Annotated in this window: 11 protein-coding genes; 5 read left to right on the top strand and 6 right to left on the bottom strand. The window is 37.3% G+C overall.

Going from position 1 to position 12,513, the window contains the following annotated elements; all coding sequences use genetic code 11:
- On the bottom strand, nucleotides 1–483 hold a 483-nt coding region (locus AC1VS3_RS11385), incomplete at its 3' end, for an ATP-binding cassette domain-containing protein (protein WP_481275654.1).
- A gap of 223 nt (nucleotides 484–706) precedes the next feature.
- Between AC1VS3_RS11385 and AC1VS3_RS11380 the strand changes: the two genes are divergently transcribed.
- A complete protein-coding gene (locus AC1VS3_RS11380; RefSeq protein ID WP_008688337.1) occupies nucleotides 707–3,073 on the top strand; it encodes an HAD-IC family P-type ATPase in 2,367 nt (788 codons plus the stop codon).
- Nucleotides 3,074–3,205: 132 nt separating this feature from the next.
- On the opposite strand, the gene AC1VS3_RS11375 is transcribed toward AC1VS3_RS11380, so the two are convergent.
- Genes AC1VS3_RS11375 through AC1VS3_RS11365 form a run of 3 tightly spaced genes read right to left on the bottom strand, consistent with a single transcriptional unit; the run spans nucleotide 3,206 to nucleotide 6,492 of the window.
- Nucleotides 3,206–4,411 carry an ABC transporter permease gene (locus AC1VS3_RS11375; protein WP_008688335.1) on the bottom strand — a complete coding sequence of 402 codons (1,206 nt, stop codon included), beginning with the start codon at nucleotides 4,409–4,411 and terminating at the stop codon, nucleotides 3,206–3,208.
- Entirely contained in the window at nucleotides 4,412–5,548 is a 1,137-nt protein-coding gene (locus AC1VS3_RS11370; RefSeq protein WP_008688332.1) for an ABC transporter permease, read from the bottom strand.
- Between the two features lie 11 nt (nucleotides 5,549–5,559).
- Nucleotides 5,560–6,492, bottom strand: a complete 933-nt coding sequence (locus AC1VS3_RS11365) for an ABC transporter ATP-binding protein (RefSeq protein ID WP_008688329.1) — start codon at nucleotides 6,490–6,492, stop codon at nucleotides 5,560–5,562.
- A gap of 151 nt (nucleotides 6,493–6,643) precedes the next feature.
- Between AC1VS3_RS11365 and AC1VS3_RS11360 the strand changes: the two genes are divergently transcribed.
- Complete coding sequence (locus AC1VS3_RS11360) at nucleotides 6,644–7,741, top strand: sensor histidine kinase (protein WP_008688328.1); 1,098 nt, start codon at nucleotides 6,644–6,646, stop codon at nucleotides 7,739–7,741.
- Nucleotides 7,722–8,339, top strand: coding sequence for a response regulator transcription factor (locus AC1VS3_RS11355; protein ID WP_008688326.1), 618 nt, complete (start codon nucleotides 7,722–7,724; stop codon nucleotides 8,337–8,339). Before AC1VS3_RS11360 ends, AC1VS3_RS11355 begins: the two co-directional genes overlap by 20 nt.
- A gap of 22 nt (nucleotides 8,340–8,361) precedes the next feature.
- Here AC1VS3_RS11355 and AC1VS3_RS11350 read toward each other — a convergent pair whose 3' ends face one another.
- Nucleotides 8,362–9,969, bottom strand: coding sequence for a gamma-glutamyltransferase family protein (locus AC1VS3_RS11350; RefSeq protein ID WP_008688324.1), 1,608 nt, complete (start codon nucleotides 9,967–9,969; stop codon nucleotides 8,362–8,364).
- A gap of 206 nt (nucleotides 9,970–10,175) precedes the next feature.
- Here AC1VS3_RS11350 and AC1VS3_RS11345 point away from each other — a divergent pair, with 206 nt between their 5' ends.
- Both AC1VS3_RS11345 and AC1VS3_RS11340 read left to right on the top strand, forming a co-directional pair.
- Complete coding sequence (locus AC1VS3_RS11345; RefSeq protein ID WP_008688321.1) at nucleotides 10,176–10,730, top strand: chromate transporter; 555 nt, start codon at nucleotides 10,176–10,178, stop codon at nucleotides 10,728–10,730.
- Nucleotides 10,727–11,296: a chromate transporter gene (locus tag AC1VS3_RS11340; RefSeq protein WP_008688319.1), complete on the top strand. Its 570-nt coding sequence runs from the start codon at nucleotides 10,727–10,729 to the stop codon at nucleotides 11,294–11,296. Before AC1VS3_RS11345 ends, AC1VS3_RS11340 begins: the two co-directional genes overlap by 4 nt.
- A 53-nt stretch (nucleotides 11,297–11,349) precedes the next feature.
- Here AC1VS3_RS11340 and AC1VS3_RS11335 read toward each other — a convergent pair whose 3' ends face one another.
- Nucleotides 11,350–12,465, bottom strand: coding sequence for an alkaline phosphatase family protein (locus AC1VS3_RS11335; RefSeq protein ID WP_008688317.1), 1,116 nt, complete (start codon nucleotides 12,463–12,465; stop codon nucleotides 11,350–11,352).
- Between the last annotated feature and the right edge of the window lie 48 nt (nucleotides 12,466–12,513).

Here is a 12,513-nt window from a genome sequence, read left to right as displayed (position 1 = left end):
TGTTACCTCCACATTCTTTTTTATTTTGAATGTCCGCAAAATCCGTCCTACATCATTAATCTTCGTATCTATCATATAAAAACCGCTATGTTCTAAAATATCCTGTAGTTCACCGACTTCTTGCATATATGCTTCCATTTCTGTATCGCTGCAATCGCTCATTTTTTCATACAGGTTCATCATTTCCTGCTCTAAATCAAACAAATGTGCAAAGGCATCCTGTAAAACATTCTGTATGCTCTTCCCTTTTGTTAAAACCGTATGTTGATCCAAATAGCCTACGGTAATACGATTGCACCATTCTACTGTTCCCTCTTCAGGAACTAGCTTGCCTGTTAAGATATTCAAAAAGGTTGATTTTCCTTCGCCATTTGCCCCAATTAATCCAACATGTTCTCCATTCAACAAACGAAATGATACATCCTCTAAAATTTGTCGCCCGCCAAAGCTATGAGATACATGGGATACATTCACAATACTCATACCATTCCTCCATTATTCATTACTTTCTATAACATCTTTTGCTTGATTAGTATAGCATGCTTTTCCCCTTCCCAACAAGTCTTAAAAGCATGTACAAACTGATATGAATGGTCTTATTTTGCTATTCTTTAGATTTCTTAATGAAAAGATCGGGTAAAATTACGAAAGCGTAAGAGTATTTTAAAAAGAAGTTTGTTATAATAATGATAAGCGAGGTGATTGCATGACAGAAGTAAAGCATGCAGAAGAAACCGTCGATTTACAACATGGTCTTTCTCATGAGCAAGTTGCTAAACGTGTTGCAGCAGGGTATGTAAATGTACAAAATGATCGTATCACTAAAAGTTATCAGGAAATCTTTAAGGATAACCTGTTTACCCTCTTCAATCTCATCAATGCGATACTTGCCGGAATGATCATTTTCATCGGTTCTTATAAAAATTTGTTATTTCTCGGTGTAGTTCTCTCTAATTTAGTCATTGGGATTCTACAAGAAATTCGTGCCAAGCGTGTTTTGGATAAACTTTCTTTAATCACACAACCGTATATTCGTGTTTTACGTAATGGTGAATTGAAGGAATTGCATATGGACGATCTAGTGCTTGATGATATTACCTATTTACATACTGGATCACAAGTGTGTGCGGATGCTATCATTCGTGAAGGCAAATTAGAGGTAAATGAATCCTTAGTGACCGGAGAATCAGATATTATCCTTAAGAATGTTGGAGATTCCTTATATTCAGGAAGCTTTGTCGTTAGTGGAAATGCAAAGGTGCAAATACACCATGTAGGCAAAGACAATTATGCGCAAACCATCATGGCAGATGCTAAGACATTTAAAAAGCATAAATCGCAGCTTCGTGATTCAATTAACTTTATCATCAAAACGATTGGTATCGCCATTATCCCCATCGGTATATTATTGTTTAGCAAACAATTGTTTATCACAAAAACTCCGTTTGCAGATGCCGTTGTTTCTACTGTGGCAGCATTATTAGGAATGATTCCAGAAGGTTTAGTACTTTTGACAAGTGTTGCGCTAGCTGTTGGCTCTATTAATCTAGCAAAACGTAAGACCTTAGTACAAGAATTGTATTGCATAGAAACACTGGCTCGCGTTGATACCTTATGTTTAGACAAAACTGGCACCATTACAGAGGGTAACATGCGCGTAGAATCCATCATTCCCTATGCGAAGCATCCCTATACTGCGGAAGATATTTTAGCAAATATGATGGAAGTTTTAGACGATGACAATTCAACTGCTATGGCAATTCGCAAATATATCAAAGGAAAAAGTAACACCTTTACATGTATTGAAAAATTATCTTTTTCCAGTGCACGCAAGCTCAGTGCTGTCACATTTAAAGAAAATGGCACATATGTGTTAGGTGCCTATGAATTTGTCAATGGAAACCAAAACGCTGCATTACAAAAAGAAATAGCCGAACAGGCAAGTTTGGGTAATCGTGTCTTAGTGTTGGCACATAGTGATGTTGCCATTGAAGAGGAATGTATTGATAAAAATAATACGATTATAGCACTGCTTATCTTGAGTGATCCGATTCGTGAAGAAGCACCAAAAACTTTGGATTATTTTCTTTCACAAGGTGTTGATGTAAAGATTATCAGCGGTGATGATCCGCGCACTGTTCACGAAATTGCTCATAAGGCACATTTAAAAAACTATGATAAATATATTGATGTATCTACCTTGTCGGATGAGGAGATATTTGATGCGGTAAAAACATACACGGTTTTTGGACGCGTTAGTCCGATGCAGAAAAAGCTGATGATCAAAGCTTTAAAAGAGCAAGGACATGTTACTGCCATGATTGGTGATGGTGTGAATGATGTTATGGCGTTAAAAGAAGCTGACTGTAGCATTTCCGTAGCACAAGGTAGTGAGGCAGCAAAAAACATAGCCAACCTTGTTCTGCTTGATAATAATTTTGCTAATATGCCCGTGATCGTTGATGAAGGAAGACGTGTCATTAACAATATACAACGTGCAGCATCCTTATTTCTAGTAAAAACGACCTTTTCAACCATCCTCAGTATTCTGACACTGTTCTTTATCCAACGTTATCCATTTGAACCGATTCAACTGACCTTAATTTCTTCTTTGACGATTGGGATCCCTTCTTTCTTCTTAGCTTTAGAAGCCAATCATGCCAAAGTGAAAGGCAACTTTTTATTAAATGTCTTAGGACGCGCATTGCCAGGAGCTTTATGTGTTGTCTTAAGTATCATTTATGTTAATATCCTATCTTTACTCATGCCGCTTACACCAGATGAGATGTCAACGATGTGTGTGTTGTTAACGGGAGCAAATGGCATTATTGTATTATATCGTGTCTGTATTCCATTTACACGAAAACGTTTTATCATCTTTACCTCAATGTCCATCTTCTTTATCCTTGGCATTGTCTTCTTCCCTAGCCTATTCTCCTTGGTTCGCTTAGACTATCTGCCATTCCTTTGTACAATCGGCGGTATTGCCGCAATCCCATTTGTTATGGATTTCTTCTTTCGCTTCTCCCATTACTTTAAATTAAAACAACGCATCATCAATATAGGTAAATAAACTGAAAGGTTTCTTGTTTTCACTCTTGATTTCAAACACTTCTCATCGCTCTTCTTTGTCTAGATTCTAAAATAATATGATTTACGAGGAATGGAAAACAGCCGTGTCTTGTTACAACGGCTGTTTTCTCATTTATGCTTTATTATTATCAACAAACTCATCTTGTGATCGATGTTTACGCATGATGACAAGACCAATAAGGAAGAAAGTAACAGCAAATAATGATAAGACACCATATGTCTGCCACACTTTCGTCCAAGTCCCTGTATCCACCTGCATTTGCGAAGTCAAAGCATCATTTAAGTTCACATACCAATACGAAGGTAATAGCTTCGCAAACGTGAGAATGCCACTAGGAATCAAATGCTGGGGCACAAAAGCTCCTCCTAGGAAACTGAACCCTAACGATACAACATTGCTAATGCCATTCATCACATCTTCTACATAGCGCACGGTACACGTAAGCGCTGAAAACATAAATGCTAATGTTACCGTCATAATAGCAAATAGTAATGAGTTCAGTAACAATAACATACCACTAGTATTCATCATGACATCTCCATTAAAGATAAAGATAACAACGATCATGATAAGCCATATTATAATACCAAACAAAATATTCGATAACACTAAAAAGGAATTCATATGCAAACTGGAAGTAGGTGATACACTGTTTCGTTTCAAGATTTCTGAACGATATACACTATGCATGGTTAAACCAACAACCATTAATATGATAGCCAATAGCACATAAGACATATAATTAAAGTACATGCCTCTTGTGACCACTTTCATATTTATGCGTTCACCACTTGATAGTTGCATTTTACTTTTGACTTTTAAATCTGCATCTGCCCGCTGTTTTATTTGTGTTAAGGTTTCATTCGGAAACTGTGCTTGATATGTGTACACCCGTTGCAAATAAGCATTCATCTGTTGTTTTAACATCATTCCCTGCGCACTGTCAGGCCGTTGTGCAACATCTAGTAAATTTTCTTTCCCTTTGCGAAAAGCATGACCAAATCCCTTGGGCACCTGCACAACCGTATCTACCTCATCATAAAACAAAGCATCTTGTATTTCAGAAGTGCTGCTGCCTACCTGCTTTATTTCTGTCTTCTCATGCAGATACTCCTTTAGTAGGGCACTTTCAGCAGATTGATCATGATCAATGAAGGCAATGTTCGTTTTCACACTCTCATAAGCGTCTGGCATACTATTATTCGTTTGCATATAGGCTGTAAACAAACCAAAAACAACCGTAAAGATAACCAGATACGTCAAAATGCTTGTTTTTTTATCATAAACGATTTTGAAGTATAATTTCACGATATTCATTTACTGCACCCCCAAACTCTGATAGCGTGTTTTACGCAAAGAACGATAACAGATGAGATAACATAACAGAGAGAATATCAATAAAGAAAACAGATTCAGATAATAGCGTTCACCTACTCCATAATAATATAACGAATATAAGGCATCCGTAACCATGTTAACAGGATTAATATATGCCAAGATAGGAGCATGTACCTGAACCAGATATTTCATCTGAACCATCATCATACCTGCCAGAAAACTTCCCAACATAGTAATAGAGGTCAAAACACCGGTTTTGGTTCCTATATCTTTTTGAGGTAATAAAATTCCAATTAACAGTCCTAAACCATTGCCGGCAAGAACACCCATAAAGATGGCCAAGACAACAAAACCTAATTGGTTACCAAAATCCACTTGTAAGATCGTATACATATAGAAGAAAACGATGCTTAGAATGGTCATTTGAAAGACAATGTTTAAAAAGAGATCAATAAACAAATTTAATCCTTTATGTGTTGGTGCAATTGCTATACGAGCAGCCGTAGTGCTTTGATTTGCCTGCAAGGAATACATGGAATTAATTGCCCAATAGCCTCCAAATAATGCATTCATCGCTAATAAAGTATAAAAGAAGATACAGGATAGATTCGTATTTTCCTCATTGTTTGTTTTGATAAAATCATGCGTATTGGTAAACGTCTGCATAAGTTGTTCTGGGGTACTGCCGGCTGCTAACAGCTGCATGGCCATATGCTCATTTTGGGTATATTCATCAAAGAAATTTTGTGTCATCGTCTGTTTGATTCCGGTTTCTTTAACTAAGATGGTTGTTTCATCACCAATCGTGATCATCGCGTCTACATCGCCCTTTTGCAGTAATTGTTTTCCTTTTTTTGTTGAGACTTCCTGCACCTTAAACATTGGCGTATCTTCCATTCGCAAGGATTTGAGTGTCTTTTGCAAGGTGGTATTCTTTTGATAAGCAGTATTATCAATCATCGCAATGGAAATTGTTTCAAATGTTGTTAGGTCATATGCATGACGCAACACCGCTCCAAATAGCGTTGTCAAGATAAGTGGAAAAAGCAATGTCCAAAACATCAAAGGCCGATTCATGAACATACACTTTGCCCGGTATTTTAAGATATGCAACATAAGCTTCCCTCCTAATCACGCAACTGTTTGCCTGTGATTTCCAGGAAAACATCATTTAGCGTTGGTGTTTGCGAATAAACTTTTCCATAGCTGATATCCTCTTGAGCAAAATAATCCATCAGATTCAGCATATTCCGCTTACCCTCCATAAATTTCACCTGCAGTGTATGCGAATGATAAGAAACATCGTATACATTTGCTATACCCTTTATCTCTTCTATCTGTCTTAGCGATATGGTCACCTGTTCCACTTCTACTTTTTCTTTCAACATGATATTCGCCTTTAATTCTTCCTTACTGCCACTGGCAATCATTTTGCCTTTATCCATAATGATGATACGATTACATAGTTCTTCTACCTCTTCCATATAATGAGAAGTATAAACGATTGTCGCTCCTTCGTTGTTTAAGCGGCGTATTCCTTCTAAGATAGCATTACGACTTTGAGGATCTACGGCTACGGTCGGCTCATCCATAAAGATCAGCTTTGGCTTATGTGCAATACCACAAGCAATATTCAAACGTCGTAATAATCCTCCACTTAATTTTCCTGGTTTAAACTTACGATATTCATCTAACGCCACAAAAGCAATCGCTTCATCAACTAATTTTTTGCGTTTTGCTTTATCACGTATATATAGTCCACAGAAATAATCAACATTATCCTGGACATTTAATTCATGAAAAACTGCTACATTTTGCGGAATGATACCAATATCTTTTTTACTATCATAAGCATCTGGTGTCATTTCTTTATCAAATATTTTAATCTCACCTTTATCAAAACTCAACAAAGATAGCATGCAGTTAATAGCTGTTGTCTTACCACTGCCATTTGGGCCTAATAACCCTAAAATTTCACCTTCTTCTACTTGCATATTAAAATGATCTAACGCAATAACATCCTTATAACGTTTTACTAGGTTTCTTACTTCTATGATCATATGTGATTCCTCCCTTTGCATAGCTACAGTATACGAAAGTTTCATGCGCAAAAACAGTGTATATCTTCACAACCGCATATGACAGATGTCATATTTTCATTTGTAACTAATAAAAAAGCATGCTAAAATCATAGTATATCGGAGGATCATCATGAATATCTTATTAAACGATCTATTGCTACTCTTTATATCTGTTTTATTTCTCATATTTGAAGAGATTGATGTTTCTACAACCACAGCACTTCTTTGTGCTATCATTTTAGCGGCAACCTCTTATTTATATTCAGATAAAAGATGGACATCTTTATTACGTTTATGCTATTTGATTTTAACTGTATGGAATAGGGCTTTTTTTTATACGCTCCCACTTTTATTTTATAATGCTCCGCTATGGAAACAAAAAGAATTAAACATTCCATGCGTATTGCTCTATTTGTTACCCATGATCTTTCATTTGAATTTTCATTATCTTGGATTTGATTTATTATGGTTATTAGCCATGCTGTTTTCTTTGTTATTAAAACAACAAACACTTTCGCAGCAGCAATTGGAACAGGATTATAAAAAACAGCGTGATACATCACGTGAACTAGCGATGATCTTAAGTGAGAAAAACAAAAATTTGTTAATTCAACAAGAACAAGAAGTACGCATTGCCACCTTAAATGAGCGCAATCGCATTGCTCGTGAAATACATGACAATGTGGGGCATCTTCTCAGCAGTGCCTTGTTACAAATTGGCGCTATCCAAGCCATCTTTACGCAAGAAGAGTTACAAGAACCATTAACAAATCTTCGCTCAACCATTTCTACCAGCATGGACAGTATACGAAGCAGCGTTCATAATCTCCATGATGATGCATTGGATCTTCAAGCGGCACTACAAACACTGATACAAAATTTCACCTTTTGTAAGGGAAATTTCGTATATGATGTAACACATTCCATGTCACAAGAAATGATTTATCATATCTTAGCTATCGTAAAAGAATGTATGAACAATACCATGAAACATTCCAACGCAACTGTCTTTACCGTTACTCTTCGAGAACAACCTACGTTTTATCAGCTTATCTTAACCGACAATGGGACTTCTATCAAAAAACAAGATACGGGGATTGGTTTAAAAAACATCCGCGAACGCGTGGAAACCATGCATGGCTTTTTAAACATTCAAACAGAACAAGGATTTTGTCTTTTTATTACTTTGCCAAAGGAGGAAATAGCGCATGAGAATATTAATTGTTGATGATGATGCACTGGTATGCAGTTCATTAAAAACTATTTTAGAAGCTAAAAACATACAAGTAGATGCTATTGGGAATAGCGGTGAGGAAGCAATAGCGTTATACCGACAATATCAAAGCGATGTATTGTTAATGGATATCCGAATGGAAAAGATGAATGGCGTAGAAGCTAGTGAAGCTATTTTAAAAGAATTCCCACAAGCGCGTATTTTATTTCTGACGACCTTTAGTGATGATGAATATATCGTAAAAGCTTTAAAGCTAGGTGTGAAAGGCTATATTCTGAAACAAAATTTTGATAGCATCGTATCTGCTTTAGAAGCCGTTTATGCTAACCAAAACGTCTTTAATACTGAAATTATTGAAAAATTACCTGATTTACTAAATAATAGAGATACAGCAAAAGAGCAATATGATCTAAATGATCGTGAGCAACAGTTTATTTCTTTAGTAGCTAATGGATTGAATAATAAAGAAATTGCTGAGACCTTGTTTCTTAGTGAAGGTACGGTGCGTAATTATTTAAGTAACCTTTTAGATAAATTAGGATTGCGTGATCGCACACAACTGGCTATTTTCTTCTATCAGCATCTAAAATAAAAAAGTATCGTACGATACTTTTTTAATAGCAGGCAATATTGCTATCAGTACGTGATTCACAGCCACCGACATACACACCATTCTCCATGCGCATAATCATTTGTCCACGTCCAAAACTTGACACCTCTTCTTCCACACAAATTTGGTGTCCACGTTTGCGCAGAGCGTCAATGATCGTAGCATCAAAGCTTTTTTCAACCCGGAAAGTTTTATCCTTGATCCATTGCCAACGAGGCGCATCCAATGCCATTTGTGGATTTAAATGAAAATCAATCAGATTCATTGCCACTTGTACATGTCCTTGCGGCTGCATATAGCCCCCCATAACGCCAAATGGACCTAAGGCTTTTCCATTTCGTGTAATAAAGCCGGGAATAATCGTATGATAACTTCGTTTTTGTGGCCGCAATACATTGACATCGGTTTCACATAAAGAAAAATCAGCGCCACGATTTTGTAAAGCGATACCAGTATCTTTGACAACGATTCCACTGCCAAAGCCCATGTAATTGGATTGGATGAAAGACACCATATTCCCCTCACAATCAGCCGTACATAAATAGACAGTACCACTTTTATAAGGCATAGCTACTTGCGGCATTAACGCCTGCTCCTGTATCTGACTTGCCCTCATCTTACCAAATGATGCATCAATCATTCTTAAGACATCGGGATGTGCAGCCCCAGGATCACTGATCGTCGCCATGCCATCGGCAAATGCCATTTTCATTGCTTCAAATTGATGATGAAACATTTTCTCATCGCGTTTTTCAAAATGAAATTCTTTTAACGTATTCAGTGCATGTAAGGCTACGATACCTTGACCGTTTGGTGGTAATTCCCATATATCATGATCATGATAATGTACATGCAACGGTTCTTGCCAAAGAACCTCATGTGCTGCTAAATCTTCATATCGTAAAAAACCATGATGTTTTTTGCTGTCAGCATCGATCGCTTTTGCTAATTCTCCTTCATAGAAGGCTTTCCCTTTTGAATCGGCAATCATTTGCAGACTTCTCGCATGATGTTTTAACACCATGATGGATCCAGGCTCTAGTGATACTCCTTCTTTATGAAAAGTGGCAAACCATTCTTGAAAAGCATCTTCATTTCTATGACTTTTGAATCGTTCACATGCCTGTTTCCACATGCGAGAAATTTCTGGCGTTAAGGGGAACCCATCTCTTGCATAACGAATAGCTGGTTCTAATACTTCTTTAAATGGTAAAACGCCAAAACGCTCATGCAATTCTGTCCAGGCTTTGACTGCCCCAGGTACGGTTACTGGTGTCCATCCATCCGTAGGCATGCGTGAAATATTTCCATGCAGATCTTTCACTTTTTCAATGGTGATTCCTTGTGGTGAGCGGCCGGAAGAATTTAAACCATACATTTTATTTTTAAACCATACGATAGCAAAGGCATCTGAGCCTAATCCATTCGCTGTTGGTTCTACGACTGTTAATGCAGCCGCTGTCGCAATAGCTGCATCTATTGCATTCCCGCCTTTACGCAACATTTCTAAGCCAGCAGCACTTGCTAAATTGTGACCTGTACAAACCATCCCATTCCTCGCTATTACCGGATAGCGATTGGATGCATACACCTGATGATGTACATCAAACATAAAACTTCAACCCCTTTTCTTCTTCATCATTATAGCAGTTTTTTTCAACGTGTCGTAGTGATTTTTACGTTTTTCATTCATGATTTCTGCTCCTTGCGTTAACCTTTCGTATTTTATTTCAATTTCGTATTTTCTTATGCAGAATGAGTTGTCAAATGAGTTTTGATTTCGTATAATGAAATTCGTATGAATTTGAGGTGAACGATATGAAAGAATATTGGGAGTTGTTTTACTCCTTTGCTAAAATTGGGGCCTTTACGTTTGGAGGTGGCTATGCAATGCTACCGCTTATTCAACGTGAAGTTGTTGAAAAAAAGCATTGGGCAACAGAAGAAGAGATTATGGATTATTATGCCGTAGGACAATGTACACCCGGTATCATTGCCGTAAATACCGCTACCTTTATCGGCTATTACAAAAAAGGCATTATCGGCGGTATCTTTGCAACTTTGGGTGTGATATTCCCTTCGATTGTAATCATCTTATTAATTGCTTCGCTGTTGCAGAACTTTTCCGATTTAGCAATTGTACAGCATGCACTTGGAGGTATTCGTGTTGCTGTTTGTGTATTGGTTTTGAATGCCGTTATCAAATTGTTTAAGTCCGGAGTTAAAGATTTCACAGGTACTTTGATTTTTTGTCTGGCTTTATTACTAGCGTTTTTGCAGTTGATACCAACTATTGTAATCATCATTACAGCAGCTTGTCTTGGTATTGGCATTCAGCTATATAAAGCCAAAAAGGAGGTAAAATCCTCATGAGTGTTTATCTTGCATTATTGATTGAGTTTTTCAAAACCGGTCTATTCGCTGTAGGCGGAGGCCTGGCAACGGTTCCTTTTCTATTTGAACTCATAGGCAAATATCATTGGTTTACCAGCGAAATGCTTGCAAATATGATTGCTGTATCTGAAGCAACACCTGGTGCAATGGGCGTCAATATGGCAACCTATGTTGGATATCATGTAACTGACAGCATACTTGGTGGTATTTTAACTACGCTTGCTTTAGTAGCACCTAGTATTATCATTATTTGTATCATTGCACACTTTTTAAAGAAATTTAAAGATAGTGCTATCATTCAACATGCATTTTATGGTTTACGACCGGCAGTCACTGCCATGATTGCATCTGCCGGCTTAGGAATTTTTATGACAACCATGTTTAAAAATGAGGAATTTCATTTTCAAACGTTCCTAGACGCAATTCAATATGTACCACTTATCATGTTCATCGTGGTATTGTGCTTGTCCCGTAAATTCCCTAAGCTTCATCCCATTGCCTTGCTTTGCGGATGTGCCTTAGCTGGTATCGTTTTACAACTATAAATTACAAACAGCTGCCTAAAGACGTCGTGTCCTAATGCAGCTGTTTTTCTATGCTATTTCTTTGCTTCATCTTCCTTTTGAAAACAAATAATCGGAATCATTCTTTCCTCTTTTGTATAACCAGCATGACTTCCCTTTACCGCATAGCTATCATCATAAATCAATTGTTCATCACCGATTGCGATAGCAAGATAATCACCTATAAAAGACGTAAAGAGCGGATGGTTGTTTCCTTCGCCAAAGATATGCTCCTGTAGCACTTCTGCTTTGCTAAGTAATATAAAGCTATTTCCATACTTTTCCTGAAAGTGTTCTTTAAACATCTGATGCTTGCCATCTTGAATAGAAAAGCTGAGAGCTCTTCCTTCTAATGACGGTAATCGTCGTAAACATCTCATCAATTGTTCGTCTTGAACCATACAACGACATGTAACGTCTATCTGTCCATGATCAGCGATAATCAAAAGAGCACTTTTAGCGGATAATGATGGGAAATAGTGTGCCATGAGCTCATCATAGTTTTTTAGCATCGCTTTGCTTTCGGCTGCATGTACCCCATAGTGATGCATGCAATCGTCAAATTCATCCCAATACGCATAGACACACGAAGCACGCTGTGATTGACTCTCTTTGACGATACGCTGACACATCTCCTTGAAACTGTGTACTCCTCCTTTGCGAAAAGCCGGATAGATTTCTGTTGCCCAAATCCCATTTGCTAAGCAGTCTTGCACAAGCGAATTCACTGCTACATGCTCATATGTATAATGAGGCTGCCAATAAGGCTTTTTCTGATAATAAGAACGATTCAAAAACATGACCAAATGCTCATCGATTTCTTCAAAATACTGTTGCCAGCCAAGCCATCCATGTTCACATGGGTATTTTCCACTTAAAAAAGAAGTTGTCGCTGCCGCAGTTGTCGGTGGAAACACAGTTTCTACATATCGTTTACAATGTTGTTTAAGAAAACCTTTTGCTTTAGCAAGTTGCTCTATCTGATACTTTCCTAAGCCATCGATCAATAATACAATGATTTGTTCGGGTTTTCTCTCCTGTAACCATTGATCTAATTGCTCATCGCTTTTATGAAACAGCGGCAAATGATAATAGGCACGTAGCGAATTTGCTATATGTACAAGATTATCCTTCTTCCAATCCATTTTCATTGCATCACCTCATAGTGTTTTTTAATTTATTTATACATTATATCACAC

Source organism: Longicatena sp., from assembly GCF_982403165.1.
Note: the sequence above shows the minus strand (reverse complement) of the source record. Positions and strands in the feature narration are given on the sequence as shown.

Bases quoted from the DNA above. Each gene is read 5' to 3' on its own strand.
- AC1VS3_RS11360 (WP_008688328.1), top strand. From the start codon at position 6,644: ATGAATATCTTATTAAACGATCTATTGCTACTCTTTATATCTGTTTTA.
- AC1VS3_RS11365 (WP_008688329.1), bottom strand. From the start codon at position 6,492: ATGATCATAGAAGTAAGAAACCTAGTAAAACGTTATAAGGATGTTATT.
- AC1VS3_RS11345 (WP_008688321.1), top strand. From the start codon at position 10,176: ATGAAAGAATATTGGGAGTTGTTTTACTCCTTTGCTAAAATTGGGGCC.
- AC1VS3_RS11380 (WP_008688337.1), top strand. From the start codon at position 707: ATGACAGAAGTAAAGCATGCAGAAGAAACCGTCGATTTACAACATGGT.
- AC1VS3_RS11335 (WP_008688317.1), bottom strand. From the start codon at position 12,465: ATGAAAATGGATTGGAAGAAGGATAATCTTGTACATATAGCAAATTCG.
- AC1VS3_RS11375 (WP_008688335.1), bottom strand. From the start codon at position 4,411: ATGAATATCGTGAAATTATACTTCAAAATCGTTTATGATAAAAAAACA.
- AC1VS3_RS11350 (WP_008688324.1), bottom strand. From the start codon at position 9,969: ATGTTTGATGTACATCATCAGGTGTATGCATCCAATCGCTATCCGGTA.
- AC1VS3_RS11370 (WP_008688332.1), bottom strand. From the start codon at position 5,548: ATGTTGCATATCTTAAAATACCGGGCAAAGTGTATGTTCATGAATCGG.
- AC1VS3_RS11355 (WP_008688326.1), top strand. From the start codon at position 7,722: ATGAGAATATTAATTGTTGATGATGATGCACTGGTATGCAGTTCATTA.
- AC1VS3_RS11340 (WP_008688319.1), top strand. From the start codon at position 10,727: ATGAGTGTTTATCTTGCATTATTGATTGAGTTTTTCAAAACCGGTCTA.